The 16,866-nt window shown below is 72.9% G+C and carries 16 protein-coding genes; 9 read left to right on the forward strand and 7 right to left on the reverse strand.

Annotated features, from left to right (window positions below):
- Window positions 1-49: 49 nt before the first annotated feature.
- Together HEP81_RS15070 and HEP81_RS15075 are read right to left on the reverse strand one after the other, a co-directional pair.
- Window positions 50-1,192 carry a GGDEF domain-containing protein gene (locus HEP81_RS15070; RefSeq protein ID WP_037656147.1) on the reverse strand — a complete coding sequence of 381 codons (1,143 nt, stop codon included), beginning with the start codon at window positions 1,190-1,192 and terminating at the stop codon, window positions 50-52.
- A gap of 148 nt (window positions 1,193-1,340) precedes the next feature.
- Window positions 1,341-2,135: an enoyl-CoA hydratase/isomerase family protein gene (locus HEP81_RS15075; protein ID WP_037656145.1), complete on the reverse strand. Its 795-nt coding sequence runs from the start codon at window positions 2,133-2,135 to the stop codon at window positions 1,341-1,343.
- A gap of 370 nt (window positions 2,136-2,505) precedes the next feature.
- On the opposite strand from HEP81_RS15075, the gene HEP81_RS15080 reads away from it, so the two are divergent.
- Window positions 2,506-3,021, forward strand: a complete 516-nt coding sequence (locus HEP81_RS15080) for a hypothetical protein (RefSeq protein WP_243279419.1) — start codon at window positions 2,506-2,508, stop codon at window positions 3,019-3,021.
- A gap of 25 nt (window positions 3,022-3,046) precedes the next feature.
- Here HEP81_RS15080 and HEP81_RS15085 read toward each other — a convergent pair whose 3' ends face one another.
- On the reverse strand, window positions 3,047-4,165 hold the full coding sequence (locus HEP81_RS15085; RefSeq protein ID WP_037656143.1) for an adenylate/guanylate cyclase domain-containing protein: 1,119 nt from the start codon (window positions 4,163-4,165) through the stop codon (window positions 3,047-3,049).
- 367 nt (window positions 4,166-4,532) lie between these two features.
- Here HEP81_RS15085 and HEP81_RS15090 point away from each other — a divergent pair, with 367 nt between their 5' ends.
- From HEP81_RS15090 to HEP81_RS15100, 3 genes are all read left to right on the forward strand, one after another.
- The gene (locus HEP81_RS15090) at window positions 4,533-5,426 is read left to right on the forward strand and encodes an SDR family NAD(P)-dependent oxidoreductase (RefSeq protein WP_037656142.1); all 894 of its coding nucleotides are present in this window, start codon (window positions 4,533-4,535) and stop codon (window positions 5,424-5,426) included.
- Entirely contained in the window at window positions 5,423-6,217 is a 795-nt protein-coding gene (locus HEP81_RS15095) for an alpha/beta fold hydrolase (protein WP_037656139.1), read from the forward strand. The genes HEP81_RS15090 and HEP81_RS15095 overlap by 4 nt, the downstream gene beginning before the upstream one ends.
- A 117-nt stretch (window positions 6,218-6,334) precedes the next feature.
- The gene (locus HEP81_RS15100) at window positions 6,335-6,919 is read left to right on the forward strand and encodes a TetR/AcrR family transcriptional regulator (RefSeq protein ID WP_037656137.1); all 585 of its coding nucleotides are present in this window, start codon (window positions 6,335-6,337) and stop codon (window positions 6,917-6,919) included.
- A 366-nt stretch (window positions 6,920-7,285) separates the two neighbouring features.
- Here the strand turns inward: HEP81_RS15100 and HEP81_RS15105 are convergent, their stop codons facing one another.
- Window positions 7,286-8,149, reverse strand: a complete 864-nt coding sequence (locus tag HEP81_RS15105) for a biotin--[acetyl-CoA-carboxylase] ligase (protein WP_037656136.1) — start codon at window positions 8,147-8,149, stop codon at window positions 7,286-7,288.
- A gap of 110 nt (window positions 8,150-8,259) precedes the next feature.
- On the opposite strand from HEP81_RS15105, the gene HEP81_RS15110 reads away from it, so the two are divergent.
- The 4 genes from HEP81_RS15110 (at window position 8,260) to HEP81_RS15125 (ending at window position 11,068) form a co-directional block, all read left to right on the forward strand.
- Window positions 8,260-9,873 carry an acyl-CoA carboxylase subunit beta gene (locus HEP81_RS15110; protein WP_037656133.1) on the forward strand — a complete coding sequence of 538 codons (1,614 nt, stop codon included), beginning with the start codon at window positions 8,260-8,262 and terminating at the stop codon, window positions 9,871-9,873.
- A 25-nt stretch (window positions 9,874-9,898) separates the two neighbouring features.
- Window positions 9,899-10,108: an acyl-CoA carboxylase epsilon subunit gene (locus HEP81_RS15115; protein ID WP_037656131.1), complete on the forward strand. Its 210-nt coding sequence runs from the start codon at window positions 9,899-9,901 to the stop codon at window positions 10,106-10,108.
- Window positions 10,109-10,219: 111 nt separating this feature from the next.
- Window positions 10,220-10,357 (forward strand): morphogenic membrane protein MmpB, encoded by a 138-nt coding sequence (gene mmpB, locus HEP81_RS15120; RefSeq protein WP_093675788.1) that lies wholly within the window; start codon window positions 10,220-10,222, stop codon window positions 10,355-10,357.
- Window positions 10,358-10,450: 93 nt separating this feature from the next.
- Window positions 10,451-11,068 carry a Maf family protein gene (locus HEP81_RS15125; RefSeq protein WP_037656129.1) on the forward strand — a complete coding sequence of 206 codons (618 nt, stop codon included), beginning with the start codon at window positions 10,451-10,453 and terminating at the stop codon, window positions 11,066-11,068.
- Here the strand turns inward: HEP81_RS15125 and HEP81_RS15130 are convergent.
- Window positions 11,040-11,630 (reverse strand): hypothetical protein, encoded by a 591-nt coding sequence (locus tag HEP81_RS15130; protein ID WP_381127071.1) that lies wholly within the window; start codon window positions 11,628-11,630, stop codon window positions 11,040-11,042. The genes HEP81_RS15125 and HEP81_RS15130 overlap by 29 nt on opposite strands.
- A gap of 361 nt (window positions 11,631-11,991) precedes the next feature.
- On the opposite strand from HEP81_RS15130, the gene HEP81_RS15135 reads away from it, so the two are divergent.
- Window positions 11,992-13,764 (forward strand): acetyl/propionyl/methylcrotonyl-CoA carboxylase subunit alpha, encoded by a 1,773-nt coding sequence (locus HEP81_RS15135; protein ID WP_037656128.1) that lies wholly within the window; start codon window positions 11,992-11,994, stop codon window positions 13,762-13,764.
- Between the two features lie 367 nt (window positions 13,765-14,131).
- Here the strand turns inward: HEP81_RS15135 and HEP81_RS15140 are convergent, their stop codons facing one another.
- Window positions 14,132-15,064, reverse strand: a complete 933-nt coding sequence (locus HEP81_RS15140; RefSeq protein WP_078967385.1) for a DeoR/GlpR family DNA-binding transcription regulator — start codon at window positions 15,062-15,064, stop codon at window positions 14,132-14,134.
- Window positions 15,065-15,241: 177 nt separating this feature from the next.
- Entirely contained in the window at window positions 15,242-16,690 is a 1,449-nt protein-coding gene (locus HEP81_RS15145; protein WP_037656125.1) for an NAD(P)H-quinone dehydrogenase, read from the reverse strand.
- Window positions 16,691-16,866 lie beyond the last annotated feature (176 nt).

The following is a 16,866-nucleotide window of genomic DNA, read 5'->3' on the forward strand; positions in this document are numbered from 1 at the left end:
GGGGACGGGGTGCACCCCTTACCCGGTGGTGTGGGCTTCGTCGCAGCCTTCAGGGGTTGCGGCCGCGGAAACGGCGGCGCTCGGCGCGGGTCGGGGGCGGTTCGTCGGCGAGCCGGACGACCGGGTCGTCGGGGCCCTCGCGGCCGGCGACCACGGGCCGGTCGGCGCGCATGGCCTTGGCACGGTACTGGGCCGCGTCCGCGAGACGGAACAGCCGCCGGGCGTCGGCCACCGGTCCGATCGGGTCCTCGGTCGAGGCGACCCCGCAGGCGACCCCCTCCCCCAGCTCCAACTCGCCCGCGCGGCGGCACAGTTCGTCGGCCGCCTTGACCACGTCGTCGGCGGCCGGGCCGACCGCGAGAAGGCAGAACTCGTCCCCGCCGAGCCGCGCGGCCAGCGCACCGGGCACCATGGCGCCGCACAGCGAGAGCACCGAGCCGAAGCGCTCCAGGAGCCGGTCGCCGACGGCGTGGCCCTTGGTGTCGTTGACCCGCTTGAGCCCGTTGAGGTCGCAGACCACGAGGCTGACGACGGCGCCCTCGACGCGATGCCGTTCGAGCGCCTCGTCGAGGTGGGTGTCCACGGCGCGGCGGTTGGCGAGACCGGTCAGGGCGTCGGTGTAGGCGAGCCGGCGGGCCTCCTCCAGGCGCTCGGTCTGCGCGAGCCCCGCGGCGACGACGGCCGCGAGGACGGTCGCGAAGTCGGCGTCGGCGCGGCCGAACACCGGGGCTCCGACGGCCCGCGCCACATACACCTCGCCCCAGGCCCTGCCGTGCAGCACGACCGGGGCGACGACACAGCAGCCGCGGCCCCGGCGGCGCAGGGCGGCGACGCGCTGGTGGAAGTAGCCGGGGACACCGGCGGCGGCGCCCTCGGCGGTCTCCACCCAGGCGTTGGGACCGCCGCCACCGGCCCAGCGCTCGTGCAGGAACTCGGTGATCTCCGGGAACTGGTGCACCGGGTAGGACTCGGCCGCCGGGAACTCCTCCTCGTCCGGACGCCGGTCCCCGACATTCACCAGGACCCGCAGCCGGCCCAGCTCCCGCTCCCAGACCGACAGCGCGGCGAAGCTGCCGTCCAGCGCGTGGCAGGCACCGAGCGCGGCGGCCTGCCACGAGTCCTCAGGGGTGTGCGCCGCGGCCATCCCCTGCGCCAACGCCACCACTGCGGCAAGCCGCTCGTCGTCGCCCATTACTCCAGATTAGGGAGGATTTGGCCGGAGAGATACGTCGATGCGGCGAATAGGGGGTTTGGCCAGGGGTACGCCATGGTGCCCCTTGAGGGGCGCGCACGGCGTGCCTCAGGGGCGCGCACGTGGGCGCGCCCAAGGGTGTCCGCCCCTACTCCCCCGGCCACTCCGGCTTCCGCTTCTCGTTGAATGCGGCGACGCCCTCCGCGCGGTCTCCGGAGAAGGCCACGGAGCGCCATGCGGCGTCCTCGACCTCCAGGCCGGCCCGCAGGTCGAGGCCCTGTCCCAGTCGCAGCGCGCGCTTGGCCGCGCGCAGGCCCACCGGGGAGTTCCCGGCGATGCGCGCCGCCAGCTCCAGCGCCTCCTCCCGGTCCCGGCCCTCCTCGACCACGTGGTCCACGAGCCCCAGCTCGCCGGCCTCCGCGGCCTCCAGGCGCCGCGCCGAGAAGACCAGCTCGGCCGCCCGTGCGGCGCCGACCCGCCGGGGCAGCAGCTGGGTGCCGCCGCCGCCCGGGATCACGCCCACGGACACCTCGGGCAGGCCCACCACGGCCGTACGGTCGGCCACGATCACATCGCAGGACAGCGCCAGCTCGAAGCCGCCGCCCAGCGCGAAGCCGTGCACCGCCGCGATCGTCGGCATCGGCAGCTCCAGCACGCCGGTGTACGCCCCCCGCGCCACCGGCCGCTGCCGCATCAGGTCCGCGTCGCTGAAGGAGTTGCGCTCCTTGAGGTCCGCGCCGACGCAGAACGCCCGCTCGTGCGACGAGGTCAGGACGACCACCCGGGCGTCCCGGTCCGCCCCCAGCGCCGTACAGGCGGCCGCGATCGAGCGGGCCATCTGCGTGGAGACGGCGTTCATCGCCTTGGGCCGGTCCAGGACCAGCTCCGCGACGTACCCGTGCCGCCGTACCAGCACGAACTCCCCGAACCGCGCCTCGCTCATCGCATCCTCCGGTACACGTGTTAACGCGGGTTAACCCCTGTCGGCCCGATCATCGCAGCCGCACCCGACCACAGGAAACCCCGTACCGCTACGCCCGTTCGGGTGACATCACGGCCGTCTCGCCCCACATCACCCACACGAGCGCATAGCGTGCGCTGCGCGGTGGGGGCGCGAAGGGGAGCGCGGGGAGTTGTGGGGGAGAACAGGCATGGCGGAAACACGTATACGCAGAGGCCCGGCAGAGGCGGCGGAACCGGGTGGCTGGTTCTTTGGCCTACGTCGCGGACGGCACCGTAAACCCCGCCCCCGCAGGGCGTTGCTCGCCGCGAGCGGGCTCGTCCTCGCGGCCGGGATGCTCAGCCTGGTCCGCATGACCCCGGAGTCCGGCGTGGGCGCCCCCGGCACCGCGGCGGCCGAACCCCGGCTCGACCCGGGCGGCGGGCTCGCGAGCGGCGGTCCGAGGACCGGCGCGTCCTGGATCGGCGGCCGTACGGCCCCGACCACCACCGGCACCGGCACCCTGACCACCGGCCCGCTCGCACCGCCCTCGACGGTCGCCGACCTGGCCGGGCGCACTCCCGCGCCCACGCCCACCGGCGCCGCGGCGACACCTGGGAACCCGGGCGGATCGGAGGGCTCGCGCGGATCGGAGGGCTCGGACGGCGGGGTGCCGCCCGCGCCCGGGAAGAGCGGCGCCCCGGGCGCCCCGACCGGGCCCACGGGTCCGGAACCGGCCCCTCCCGCGCCGTCCCCGCACCCGGCACCGCCCACGACCCCGGCGCCCGCACCGACCCACGGCTCCCCCGCGCCCGCTCCGGGCGGGCTGTGCCTGCCGGTCATCGCCCTCTGCGTGGACGTGGACGTGCTCGGCGGCCACGGGGGCTAGAAACTACGGGACCCAGGGCCGGCGGCTACTGCTCGCCGTTCCTCCGGGTGAGCAGCCACGGCTCGACCACGCCGAGGCCGCGCACCGGGCGCTGCCACATCGGCTGGAGCGCGAAGCGGTACGACGGCGGCTCCTCGCCCTCCTTCTCGGCGGCCGCCGCGGCCTCGGCGGCCTCCGCCTCCGAGGAGGGCGCCTCACCGGTGCGGATCAGCTCCTTGGCGAACGCGCTGTCCATGAGGACGGCGTCGCGCGGGGCTATGGAGGTCAGCCGGGAGGCCAGGTTCACCGTCGTGCCGAACACATCGCCCATCCGGGTGGTCACGGTGCCGAAGGCCATGCCGACACGCAGTTCGGGCATCGTCTCGTCGTTCGCCAGCGTCTCCACCAGGCGCAGCGCGATGTCCGCGGCCGTGCCCGCGTCGTCCGCGGCGAACAGGACCTCGTCGCCGAGGGTCTTGATGAGCCGGCCGCCGCGCGCGGCCACCAGGTCGGCGGCGGTGGTCTCGAAGGCCTCGACGAGTTCGCCGAGTTCCTCCTCCTCCATACGGCGGGTCAGGCGGGTGAATCCGACGAGGTCGGCGAAGCCGACGGCCAGGCGACGGTCCACCATCTCCTCGTCGTCCGCGGCCTGGACGACCCGCCCGGTCGCGGCGGCGAGCTGGCGGCGCCAGACGTAGACCAGGAACTCCTCCAGCTCCGGCAGCAGCAGCTCGACCAGGGGGTACGTCACCTCGGTGCGGGTCATGCCGGGTTCGGGGGGCTCGGTCAGGCCTTCCAGGAAGGAGTCGATCTGCCACTCGGCCAGCCGGGCGGTGGTCTGCCCGGTGGAACGGGCGACCTGTACGGCCATGGCCTCGCTGAGCAGCCCCGCCTCCACGAGACCGGCGAGGCGGCGCAGGGCGAGAACGTCGGCCTCGGTGAGGGCCTTGGCCTGGCCTATGTCCGCGAAGCCCATCGCCCGCCAGAAACGGGATGCCAGCTCCATGGAGACGCCGGCGCTGCGGGCGGCCTGGAAAGGGGTGTAGCGGCGCTCGGCGCCCAGGATGAGCTGTTCGAGACGGAGCGCGAGCGGGTCCTCGCCGGAGTCGGCGGCGCTTGGGTCCGTCCGGTCCTGCTCGCCGGGGCCCGTGTCGTCGACGGTCACGCCTGCTGCCCTTCCGATCTGCCGCGGTCAGGTACGACCGGCCTCAACTCTACGGCAGGTGTGCGCCAGCTCACTCCGTCGGGTTCGGCCGGGGTCTGCTGGTGCGGTGCCGAGTCGTGTGCCGGGGTGGTGCCGACGCCCTTTCCGGGGGCCTGCGGCCCCCGGACCCCCCGCCATCAGCTTGGGGGGCGAAGTCGTTGTGCGCACCTGCGGGCCGGTGGTGGCTGCTCGCGCAGTTCCCCGCGCCCCTTTCGAGGCGGTGCAGGTACCCGGAGATTAACCGGATAGGTAATCCGATTGCGTGCTAGCGTCCGTCGCCATCAATCGGATGACCTATCCGGTTTTATCTCGGGGTGGAGGCGCGCTCATGTCGGAGACAGCTGTGGTGACGGGTGGGACGGGAGGGATCGGGCTGGAGACGGCGCTCGGGCTGGCGGCGGCCGGGTTCGCGGTGACCGTGGTCGGGCGCGATCATGTGCGGGGGGCCGGGGCGGTCGAGCGGATCAACGCGGTGAACCCGGCGCGGCCCGCACGGTTCCTGGGCGCCGACCTCTCCTCGCTCGACCAGGTGCGCTCGCTCGCGGCCCGGATCGCCGACGACCACGCCGCCTCCGGGGAACCCCTGGCGCTGCTGGTCAACAACATCGGAGCGATGTTCGCCGAGCGGCGGATCCTGGACGGCGTCGAGGCGTCGTTCGTCGTCAACCACCTCTCGCCCTACCTGCTGACGGAACTGCTGCTGCCCACGCTGCGGGCCGGCGCGCCGAGCAGGATCGTGAACGTCACCTCGGGCGCGGTCGGCGTCGCCAAGCGGGACTTCGGCGCAGTCGAACCGCCCGGCGGCTACTACGGCTTCCACCACTACGGACGCGCCAAGCTCGCCCACCTCGCGTACACCCTGGACCTGGCCGCACGGCTGGACGGCACGGGTGTCTCGGTCTTCGCCGCCGATCCCGGGGGCGCGGCGACCGACATGACCGACGGCACCCTGACCGACCCCAGGATCGTCTCCCCCGTCCTACGGCTGCTGTGGCCGCTGGTACGGCGCAGGTTCGCGCGTTCCACCTCAGGACCGGCGTCCGTGGCGGCCAGGTCCTCGATCGCCGCGGCCACCGACAGCGCGCTGACCGGCAGGACCGGCCTCGTCCTTGGCCCCGAGGCGCTCCCGGTCGCCCCGTTCCGCCCCGCGACCGACCCGCGTCTCGCCGCGGCCGTACGCCGGCTCAGCGAGACCCACGCCCCGTTGGGGGCACGTCCGTGACCGACGCAGCCCCGACCGCCTATACCCGCACCGTCCGCGGCTCCGGGCCCGGTCTCCTGCTCGCCCATGGCGCGGGCGGTGGCATCGAGGCCAACTACGGGCCGCTCCTGGAAGGGCTCGCCGCCCGGCACACCGTCGTCGGGGTCGACTACCCCGGCTCGGGGCGGACGCCCGCCGCGCCGACGGCCCTCGAACTCGACGAACTGGCGGACCAGCTCGTCGGCGCGGCGGACGCGGCGGGCCTCGACACGTTCGCGCTCTGCGGGTACTCGCTCGGCGGGCCGGTCGCGATCAGGGCCGCGGTACGGCATCCCGGCCGGGTCACCGCGCTCGTGCTGAGCGCGGCCTTCGCCCGGCTGGACACGCGCACCGACCTGGCCGCCGCCATCTGGCAGCAGTTGTACGAGTCCGGGCAGCACGTCCTGCTCGCCCAGTACCTGACCCATCTGGCCGTGAGCACGCCGGTGCTCAACACCCTCACTCCGGCCCAGGCGCGCGGGGGCGCCGAGCAGACCGCGGCGGCGCTGCCGACCGGTACCGGTGCCCAGGTCGACCTGGTCCGCCGCGTCGATGTCCGGGCCGACCTCGGGGCGCTCGACGTGCCCACGCTGGTCGTCGTCACCACCGCCGACCCCCTGATACCGGCCGCCCTCCAGCGGGAGTTGGCCGCGGCCGTACCCGGCGCGCGGACCGCCGAGCTGGCGACCGGGCATCTGCCCTTCCTGGAGCAGCCGCAGCGGTGGCTGGAGCTGATCACCGGGTTCCTCGGGGAGGAGGGGCGCCGGGGCTGACGGCCGGGGGCGTGGGCGGGCCGGCACGGGCCCGCCCGCGGCCGCGCCGGTCCGAACGCCCCACGTACGATCGAACGCCGAACCGATGCCGCGAGACGAGCGATCTGGACTGCCCCTATGACGAGCACGCCGCTGCGCAAGGACGCCGCCCGCAACTGGGACCGGATCGTCGCCATAGCCCGCGAACTGGTGGACGAGGGCACCGCGCTCCAGCTCAACGATGTCGCGCGGCGGGCGGGGCTCGGAGTCGGGACCGTCTACCGGCACTTCGCCACGCCCGAGGCGCTGCTGGAGACCGTGGCCGCGCCCTGTCTGGAAGGTCTCGCGGAGCACGGGCGCCGGGCGCTGGCCGAGGCGGATCCGCTGCGCGCGCTGGAGGGGTTCCTGTCGCGTGTCGTGGAGGCGCAGATCACGGATGCGGCGCTGGCGCCGGTCGCGGCGGCGACGGTGGACGCGTTGCCGCGGACGGCCGAGCTCAAGCGGTCCCTCGCGACGGCCGGCACGGAGCTGCTCGACCGGGCGCACGCGGCGGCGGCGATCCGCCCCGACCTCATCGCGGGCGACCTCGTCCCGCTGATGTGCGGCATCGCGCACGCGGTGAACCTCCACGGCGGCGACACGGCGTCCCGCCTCCGCACCGCCCACCGCTACCTGACCACGTTCTTCGAGGGCGCACGCATCCCACCCGGGACGACGCCCTAGCCCTCGGCTGCCGCCCTGGCCGCGGGCCGCCGCCGTGGCCCTGGACGCCGCCCTAGCCGTGGGCCGCCCGGCTGCCACGGCTCGCCGCCGCAGCAGCCTGCCGCCGCTGCGGGCAGTCGTGCCGCTTGGGGCGGCACGGGTGGCGCAGCGGCACCCCGCCGGCGCGGGCAAGCGTCCCGGCCCCCGGCCCGCTGACCCAAGTGCGGCGCCATCGTGGCTGATCGCGCCCACGCGGCGGAGCCGCACATCAACACAGCCCCGCGCCCCTAAAAAGACTCCCCGGCCCCGCCGTACGCCTGTGCAGCACCGTTCCCCGCGCCCCCGGGGAATCTCAGCCCCCTCAGCCGAGAAGTCCCCGGTAAACCCTCACGCCGGGCGCAGATGCACGATGTCGCCCGCCCCCACCGGCTGAACCCCCTCCGCCGTCGCGATGACCAGGCGGCCGTCACCGTCCACGGCCACCGCCTCGCCGGTCAGGTCGCGGTCGCCCGGCAACTCCGCCCGTACCGTGCGGCCGAGGGTCGCACAGCCGGCCGCGTAGGCCTCCTGGAGGCCGCACTCGGCGGGGTCGCCGAGGGCCGCGCGCCAGCGGCCGTACCAGTCCTCCAGGGAGCGCAGGACCGCCCGCAGCAGGGGGTCCCGGTCGGTGTTCACCGCGCCCGCGAGCAGCAGCGAACCCGCCCGCGCCACCGGCAGTTCCTCCGCGCGCAGCGAGACGTTGAGGCCGAAGCCGATGACGACGCCGTCCTCGCCGGCCCGCTCCAGCAGGATGCCGCCCGCCTTGCGCTCCTCCCCGTCGACCGTCACCAGCAGATCGTTCGGCCACTTCAGCGCCATGTCCACGCCCGCCGCCCGCGCCAGCCCCGTCGCCACCGCGACCCCGGTGAGCAGCGGCAGCCACCCCCAGTGATGCACCGGCACCTCCGCGGGCCGCAGCAGCACGGAGACGAAGAGACCGGAGCGCGGCGGTGCCGACCAGCGGCGGTCCAGGCGGCCCTTGCCGGTCGTCTGCTCCTCCGCCACCAGCACCGTGCCCTCGGCCACCGGACCGGCCGCGGCGCGCGCCACGAGGTCGTTGTTGGTGGAGCCGGTGCGCTGCACGACCTCCAGCTCGGACCACAGCCCGCCCTCGCGCACCAGCGCGCGGCGCAGGGCGGTCGCGTTCAGCGGCGGGCGGTCCAGATCGGACCAGCGGCCGGGATTGTCGTCTGCTGCATCTCGGGGCGTCATGCAAGCCACCCTAGGTGTGGCAAACGACGCAGTGCTGATCGGTAGCCCCAGCACTACTCTACGAACGAGTAACCGTCCCCCCTTTTGAGCAGGCAGGGAGCCGCATCCCGATGTCCGAGCCGGAAGAGCGTCACGAGATCCAAGAGATCGACATTCACACGACCGCGGGCAAACTCGCGGATCTCCAGCGGCGCATTCACGAGGCGACGCACGCCGGCTCGGAGCGCGCCGTCGAGAAGCAGCACGCCAAGGGCAAGCTGACCGCCCGTGAGCGGGTCGAACTGCTCCTGGACGAGGGGTCGTTCGTCGAGCTCGACGAGTTCGCCCAGCACCGTTCCACCAACTTCGGGCTTGAGCAGAACCGGCCCTACGGCGACGGTGTCGTCACCGGATACGGAACGGTCGACGGCCGCCCCGTCGCCGTCTTCTCCCAGGACTTCACCGTCTTCGGCGGCGCGCTCGGCGAGGTGTACGGCCAGAAGATCGTCAAGGTCATGGACTTCGCCCTGAAGACCGGCTGCCCGGTCATCGGGATCAACGACTCCGGCGGCGCCCGGATCCAGGAGGGCGTCGCCTCGCTCGGCGCCTATGGCGAGATCTTCCGCCGAAACACCCACGCCTCCGGTGTCATCCCGCAGATCTCCCTGGTCGTCGGCCCCTGCGCCGGCGGCGCGGTGTACTCCCCGGCCATCACCGACTTCACGGTCATGGTCGACCAGACCTCGCACATGTTCATCACCGGACCCGACGTCATCAAGACCGTCACCGGCGAGGACGTGGGCTTCGAGGAGCTGGGCGGCGCCCGTACCCACAACGCCGTCTCCGGCGTGGCCCACCACATGGCCGGGGACGAGAAGGACGCCATCGAGTACATCAAGCAGCTGCTGTCGTACCTGCCGTCCAACAACCTCTCCGAGCCCCCGGTCTTCCCGGAGGAGGCGGACCTCGCGCTCAACGACGAGGACCGCGAGCTGGACACCCTCGTCCCGGACAGCGCCAACCAGCCGTACGACATCCGCACGGTGGTCGAACACGTCGTGGACGACGGCGAGTTCTTCGAGACGCAGGCCCTGTTCGCGCCGAACATCGTCACCGGGTTCGGCCGGGTCGAGGGGCACCCGGTGGGTGTCGTCGCCAACCAGCCGATGCAGTTCGCGGGCTGCCTGGACATCGACGCCTCCGAGAAGGCCGCGCGTTTCGTGCGCACCTGCGACGCGTTCAACCTGCCGGTGCTGACCTTCGTGGACGTGCCCGGCTTCCTCCCGGGCGTCGGCCAGGAGCACGAGGGCATCATCCGGCGCGGCGCCAAGCTGATCTACGCCTACGCCGAGGCCACCGTCCCGCTGATCACCGTGATCACCCGCAAGGCCTTCGGCGGCGCCTACGACGTGATGGGCTCCAAGCACCTGGGCGCCGACCTCAACCTCGCCTGGCCGACCGCGCAGATCGCCGTCATGGGCGCCCAAGGCGCGGTCAACATCCTGCACCGGCGCACCCTCGCCGAGGCGGCCGCGACCGGCGAGGACGTGGAGGCCGTACGGGCCCGGCTGATCCAGGAGTACGAGGACACCCTCCTCAACCCCTACGTGGCGGCCGAGCGCGGCTACATCGACGCGGTGATCATGCCGTCCGACACCCGCGCCCACATCGTCCGGGGCCTGCGTCAACTGCGCACCAAGCGGGAATCACTGCCCCCGAAGAAGCACGGCAACATCCCCCTCTAGGCCCGGCCGACCGACAGGAGCCGATATGACGATCAAGGTCGTACGAGGCAACCCGACCCCCGAGGAGCTGGCCGCCGCCCTGGCGGTGGTCCGCGCCCGCGCGGCCGCCGCGGCGGCCGCGCCGGACGGCGCGCGGGGCCCGAAGGACGCGTGGTCCGACCCGGCCCGCATCGCCGCCGCCCGCCTCCCCCAGGCGGGCGCGGCGGCCTGGACCCGCACCTACTGGCCGAGCTAGGGCTGACTCCCTAAGGGGCGCGGGGAACCGCGCACAGCGGCAGGACACCGGGCGCCTATTTGAGTACGGCTACTCAGGCGCCCGGCCCCCCGCCACCCGCACGCTGGACAGGTGCTCTGGTCAGACCCTGATGACGAACCGCCGAAGGAGCTGCGCGAGGCGCAGGACATGCTGCGGCGGCTCGGCGTCATCATGGCCGTGGCGGTGACCGCGGCGATGGTCGTGGCCGCGCTGGTGGGTCTGCGCTGAGCCCACCGGGCCGCGCCGGGCCCATCGAGTCTGCGGCGAGCCCGCCGCCAGGTGATTCGCGCGGGCCCGCAACCGGGTGACTAACCTGACCGCATGACCGCAACACACCGCAGGCGACTCGTTCTCGCCTCCCAGTCCCCCGCCCGCCTCGGCCTGCTCCGGCAGGCGGGCCTCACGCCCGAGGTCATCGTGAGCGGGGTCGACGAGGACGCCGTCACCGCCCCCACCCCGGCCGAACTGGCCCTCGCCCTCGCCGAGGCCAAGGCATCGGTCGTGGCGGCGCTGCCCGAGGTGCGGGGCGCCCTGGTGATCGGCTGCGACTCGGTGCTGGAGCTGGACGGGCACGCGCTCGGCAAACCCGCGGACGCCGAGGAGGCCACCGCGCGCTGGAAGTCCATGCGCGGCCGGGCCGGCACCCTCCAGACCGGGCACTGCGTCTGGGACACGGCGGCCGAGCGCTACGTCTCGGCGACCGCCTCCACCGTCGTACGGTTCGGCGAGCCCAGCGACGAGGAGATCGCCGCCTACGTGGCCTCCGGCGAGCCTCTGTACGTCGCCGGGGCGTTCACCCTGGACGGCCGTTCCGCGCCCTTCATCGAGGGCATCGACGGCGACCACAGCAATGTGATCGGCATCAGCCTGCCCCTGGTGCGCAAGCTGCTGGCCGAACTGGGCGTCGGCATCACGGAGTTGTGGGCACCGGCCGAGTGAGCCGCTCGGGGACGGCGTCCTGCGGCTCGTCGTCCCCGTCCTGGGGCTCCGCCGGGCGCCCGGCGACCGGTTCCCCCGGCGGGACGGTACGGGCGTCCACGGGCTCGTCAGCGGCCCTGGGGCCGCCGCCGGTCCCGCCGTCCCCGCCGGGCGCGGCCTCGGCCGGGCCGCCGTCACGGTCGTAGGACACCAGGAGCAGCACCAGGAGTGCGAGCACCACGACCATGACCAGGAAGGCCGTCGCGTTGACCAGGCCCCAGGCGAAGGCGCCCAGCAGTCCGTGCACGACGGCCGCGCTGATCAGCACGACGCGCCCGAAGCCGGCGGGGGCGCGGTCGCGGACCGCCACCAGCAGGGCGACCAGGGCGCACAGCAGGAAGTAGAGGCCGAAGACGACGCCGCCGATCTTCGAGGACGTCGACATCAGATGCGGGTCCAGGCCGGCCATGGACATCTTCTGCCGCTCCACGACCACGCCGAGGAACCAGTTCAGCGCCCCGATGCCGAGCGCCTCCACGAGGAGGACGACGGTCACCACCCACGCCACGATCCTGCGCACCACCGGCCCACCCGCTCCCCACCTTGACCGCTGTTACCAGCAGTAGTCCGAGACAGGGCGAACGCTACTAACGGGTAAACCAGGGGACAAGGGTTCGTGCGGCAGCAAAGAATCATTGGGCCATTCGTAGGGACTCGACAAAGAAACCGAGTGGGCCGCAGCACGCCCTTACAGAGACCTTGGCCACATGACAGGGCTAGGGTTTTCCGGAGGAGTCCTGCGTAGCAAGGTGCCACCGGGGCTTTCGCGGGTCGGGCGAGCCCCGCATCACGCTCCGTGTGGGCAAGCTCACCATTGGGGACGGGTCGAAGAGCCGTGTCGGCAGTCCCTAAACTCGGCTTGTTTCAAGGAGGGAGCCTCAATCGTGCGCAAGGTGCTCATCGCCAACCGTGGCGAAATCGCTGTCCGGGTGGCTCGGGCCTGCCGGGACGCGGGGATCGCGAGCGTTGCTGTCTACGCGGACCCGGACCGGGACGCTCTGCATGTCCGCGCTGCGGATGAGGCGTTCGCCCTGGGCGGTGACACACCGGCAACCAGTTACCTGGACATCGAGAAGGTCCTGAACGCGGCCCGGGAGTCCGGCGCGGACGCCATCCACCCGGGTTACGGCTTCCTCTCGGAGAACGCCGAATTCGCGCAGGCCGTCCTCGACGCCGGTCTGAACTGGATCGGCCCGCCGCCGCAGGCCATCCGCGACCTGGGTGACAAGGTGGCGGCCCGCCACATCGCCCAGCGCGCCGGCGCGCCCCTGGTGGCCGGCACACCCGACCCGGTCTCGGGCGCCGACGAGGTCGTCGCGTTCGCCGAGGAGCATGGTCTGCCGATCGCCATCAAGGCGGCGTTCGGCGGCGGCGGTCGCGGCCTCAAGGTCGCCCGCACTCTCGAAGAGGTACCGGAGCTGTACGACTCCGCGGTGCGCGAGGCGGTCGCCGCCTTCGGGCGCGGCGAGTGCTTCGTGGAGCGCTACCTGGACCGTCCGCGGCACGTGGAGACCCAGTGCCTGGCGGACAAGCACGGCAATGTGGTCGTGGTGTCCACCCGTGACTGCTCGCTCCAGCGCCGTCACCAGAAGCTCGTGGAGGAGGCGCCCGCGCCGTTCCTGTCCGACGAGCAGGTCGCCGAGCTGTACCGCGCCTCCAAGGCCATCCTCAAGGAGGCCCGCTACGAGGGCGCGGGTACCTGTGAGTTCCTGGTCGGCCAGGACGGCACGATCTCCTTCCTGGAGGTCAACACCCGTCTCCAGGTCGAGCACCCGGTGACCGAGGAGGTCGCCGGCATCGACCTGGTCCGCGAGATGTTCCGCATCGCGGACGGCGAGGAACTGGGGTACGGCGACCCGGAGCTGCGCGGTCACTCGTTCGAGTTCCGCATCAACGGCGAGGACCCGGGCCGCAACTTCCTGCCGGCCCCGGGTACGGTCACCACGTTCGCCCCGCCGTCCGGTCCCGGCGTCCGGCTGGACGCCGGTGTGGAGTCGGGCTCGGTCATCGGCCCGGCGTGGGACTCGCTCCTCGCCAAGCTGATCGTGTCCGGCCGCACCCGCAAGGAGGCCCTGGAGCGGGCCGCGCGTGCGCTGGACGAGTTCCAGGTCGAGGGCATGGCGACGGCGATCCCCTTCCACCGTGCGGTGGTCCGGGACACGGCGTTCGCGCCCGAACTCACCGGTTCCGCGGACCCGTTCAAGGTCCACACCCGCTGGATCGAGACGGAGTTCGTCAACGAGATCAAGCCCTTCGCCGCGCCGGCCGACGCCGAGGCGGACGAGGACATGGGCCGTGAGACCGTCGTGGTCGAGGTGGGCGGCAAGCGCCTGGAGGTCTCGCTGCCCTCCTCGCTGGGCATGTCCCTGGCCCGTACCGGCCTCGCGGCGGGCGCCAAGCCCAAGCGCCGCGCGGCCAAGAAGTCGGGCCCCGTGGCCTCCGGCGACACCCTCGCCTCCCCGATGCAGGGCACCATCGTCAAGGTGGCCGTCGAGGAGGGCCAGGAGGTCAAGGAGGGCGACCTGGTCGTCGTCCTGGAGGCCATGAAGATGGAACAGCCTCTGAACGCCCACAAGGCCGGCACGATCAAGGGCCTGGGCGCGGAGGTCGGCGCGTCGATCACCTCGGGCGCGGCGATCTGCGAGATCAAGGACTGACGTCCGCCTGTACGACCCTGAACCGGCTCCTGGTGCGTGTGCACCGGGGGCCGGTTCGTCGTCGGGGGGCGGTGAGGGGCCTGGGGGTTGGTTAAGGGGCGCGAGAGGCAGCGGGTGCGCCGGGCGGCGCTTCGGGGGCGGGGTGCGGGGGCGTGCGGGTGCGTCGGGCAGCCCCGATCACGTCCGTATACGACTCACGGCGTCATAAACCCGCCGACGGGGGTCGCTTGGCCCGGTTCTCCAGCGGCTGCTCGGCCCCTCGGACCGGCCCGCCCGTACGGCGCCTGCCGAGCTCCCGCCCGGCCGGACAGGAGCAGCTCACCGCCCCCGTGTCCGCCCTCTCCGGGCCCCCGCCGGGCGGGCGTGGCTACCTGCGCCGCAGATCCGCGACCCTCGCCCGTTCGGAAGGCTGTGGCTGGTCCGAGAGGACGGAGGTCGGGCGGAGGGGGTTGCCCCGGCGCGGTCCCGGCAGCTGGGGGCGGCGGGCCGGCGGGACCTGGTCACCCCCCGGGTTTCCGTTCGCCCCGGTCACGGCGATCTGCACCCCCTGGTCGGCGAGGGCCTGCAACTCCGTGGCGGCGCGGTCGTCATGGCCGGGCGGCTCGTCCGTGACGAGGCGGGTGATGAGATCCGTCGGCACGGTCTGGAACATCGTGTCCGTGCCGAGCTTGGTGTGGTCGGCGAGGACCACCACCTCCGCTGCGGCCTGCACGAGCGCACGGTCGACGGAGGCGGAGAGCATGTTGGAGGTGGACAGCCCGCGTTCGGCCGTAAGACCGCTCCCGGACAGGAACGCCTTCGACACCCGCAGCCCCTGGAGGGACTGCTCGGCGCCGGAGCCGACGAGCGCGTAGTTGGAGCCGCGCAGGGTGCCACCGGTCATGACGACCTCCACCCGGTTCGCGTGGGCCAACGCCTGGGCGACCAGGAGGGAGTTGGTGACCACCGTGAGACCGGGCACACGGGCGAGCCGGCGGGCCAGCTCCTGCGTGGTCGTACCGGCACCGACCACGATCGCCTCGCCCTCTTCGACGAGGCCGGCCGCGAGATCGGCGATCGCCGTCTTCTCGGCGGTCGCGAGATGCGACTTCTGCGGGAAGCCGGACTCCCGGGTGAACCCACCCGGCAGTACGGCACCGCCGTGCCGGCGGTCGAGGAGTCCTTCCGCCTCCAGTGCCCGCACGTCCCGCCGTACGGTCACTTCGGAGGTCTGGACGACGCGGGCGAGCTCACGGAGCGACACGGCACCGTTCGCTCGCACCATTTCGAGGATCAATTGGCGACGTTCAGCAGCGAACACGAAACTGACAGTAACCCCAGCGACCGTCTGCTTTCAGCAGTTTGCGCCGATTAACAGAAGTTGTTCGCATGGGGGAACCCGAAGTGGTATAGGACCTTCCCCGGACCTATCCCTCCCGACTATGCCAGCCGCACGTACGGCAACTCCCCGCGACCAGCGAGGAGTTGCCGCAGGTCATCAGCCCTCGGCACTCGCCTTGCGGTTGTGCAGCTGCCGCGCGACCTCCGCGATCGACCCCGAAAGAGAGGGGTACACCGTGAAGGCGTTCGCGATCTGTTCGACCGTCAGATTGTTGTCGACGGCGATCGAGATGGGATGGATGAGTTCCGAGGCGCGCGGCGCGACGACCACACCGCCGACGACGATGCCCGTGCCCGGCCGGCAGAAGATCTTCACGAAGCCGTCCCGGATGCCCTGCATCTTGGCGCGCGGGTTGCGCAGCAGCGGCAGCTTGACGACCTTGGCGTCGATCTTGCCCGCGTCCACGTCCGCCTGCGAGTAGCCGACGGTGGCGATCTCGGGGTCGGTGAAGACGTTGGAGGAGACGGTCTTCAGGTTCAGCGGGGCCACCGCGTCGCCCAGGAAGTGGTACATCGCGATCCGGCCCTGCATGGCGGCGACGGACGCGAGCGCGAAGACACCGGTCACGTCACCGGCGGCGTAGACACCGGGCGCGGTGGTGCGGGAGACCTTGTCGGTCCAGATGTGCCCGGAGTCGCGCAGCTTGACGCCGGCCTCCTCCAGACCGAGGCCCGCGCTGTTCGGGATGGCGCCGACGGCCATGAGGCAGTGCGTGCCGGTGATGACGCGGCCGTCGGCGAGCGTGACCTCGACCCGGTCGCCGACGCGCTTGGCGGACTGCGCGCGGGAACGGGCCATGACATTCATGCCGCGGCGGCGGAAGACGTCCTCCAGGACGGCGGCGGCGTCCGGGTCCTCGCCGGGCAGCACCCGGTCGCGGGAGGACACGAGGGTGACCTTGGAGCCGAGGGCCTGGTACGCGCCGGCGAACTCGGCACCGGTCACACCGGAGCCGACCACGATCAGCTCTTCCGGCAGCTCGTTGAGGTCGTAGACCTGGGTCCAGTTGAGGATGCGCTCGCCGTCGGGCTGGGCGTCGGGCAGCTCGCGCGGGTGACCGCCGGTGGCGATGAGGACGGCGTCGGCGGTGAGGGTCTCCTCGGTGCCGTCGGCGGCGGTGACGACGACCTTCCTCGACCCGTCGAGCGCCTGCATGCCCTCAAGGCGGCCGCGCCCGCGCATGACCCGCGCGCCGGCACGCGTCACGGAGGCGGTGATGTCGTGCGACTGCGCCAGCGCGAGCCGCTTGACCCGTCGGTTGACCTTGCCCAGGTCCACCCCGACGACGCGGGCGGCCCGCTCCAGGGGCGGGGTGTCGTCGGCGACGATGATGCCGAGCTCTTCGTACGAGGAGTCGAAGGTCGTCATCACCTCGGCCGTGGCGATGAGGGTCTTGGACGGCACGCAGTCGGTGAGTACCGACGCGCCGCCCAGACCGTCGCAGTCGACGACGGTCACCTCCGCGCCGAGCTGAGCGGCCACCAGCGCCGCTTCATATCCGCCAGGTCCGCCACCGATGATCACGATCCGAGTCACGTACCCCATTGTCCCGCACGCTTCAAGATGCCACTGCCCGGGGGCGGCGGGACCGTCCCGAAGTGCGCCGCGGCACCGTGCACGACCGGTTCGTCCGCTGGTCGCCGCCCCGGCGGAGAGCCGCCGGGAGACCCGGTGAGCCCCGGCCCCGTGCCCCAGGGGCGCCCCGGGGGCTCGCTCTCGGG

Origin of the sequence: Streptomyces griseofuscus (assembly GCF_014673495.1) — a bacterium.
In the GTDB taxonomy this organism is placed as follows: Bacteria; Actinomycetota; Actinomycetes; order Streptomycetales; family Streptomycetaceae; genus Streptomyces; species Streptomyces murinus.

Excerpts from the sequence above, each read along its gene's own strand:
- HEP81_RS15115 (WP_037656131.1), top strand. The coding sequence starts at position 9,899 with ATGACGATCAAGGTCGTACGAGGCAACCCGACCCCCGAGGAGCTGGCC.
- HEP81_RS15105 (WP_037656136.1), bottom strand. The coding sequence starts at position 8,149 with ATGACGCCCCGAGATGCAGCAGACGACAATCCCGGCCGCTGGTCCGAT.
- HEP81_RS15070 (WP_037656147.1), bottom strand. The coding sequence starts at position 1,192 with ATGGGCGACGACGAGCGGCTTGCCGCAGTGGTGGCGTTGGCGCAGGGG.
- HEP81_RS15125 (WP_037656129.1), top strand. The coding sequence starts at position 10,451 with ATGACCGCAACACACCGCAGGCGACTCGTTCTCGCCTCCCAGTCCCCC.
- HEP81_RS15145 (WP_037656125.1), bottom strand. The coding sequence starts at position 16,690 with ATGGGGTACGTGACTCGGATCGTGATCATCGGTGGCGGACCTGGCGGA.
- HEP81_RS15110 (WP_037656133.1), top strand. The coding sequence starts at position 8,260 with ATGTCCGAGCCGGAAGAGCGTCACGAGATCCAAGAGATCGACATTCAC.
- HEP81_RS15080 (WP_243279419.1), top strand. The coding sequence starts at position 2,506 with ATGACCCCGGAGTCCGGCGTGGGCGCCCCCGGCACCGCGGCGGCCGAA.
- HEP81_RS15090 (WP_037656142.1), top strand. The coding sequence starts at position 4,533 with ATGTCGGAGACAGCTGTGGTGACGGGTGGGACGGGAGGGATCGGGCTG.
- HEP81_RS15075 (WP_037656145.1), bottom strand. The coding sequence starts at position 2,135 with ATGAGCGAGGCGCGGTTCGGGGAGTTCGTGCTGGTACGGCGGCACGGG.
- HEP81_RS15100 (WP_037656137.1), top strand. The coding sequence starts at position 6,335 with ATGACGAGCACGCCGCTGCGCAAGGACGCCGCCCGCAACTGGGACCGG.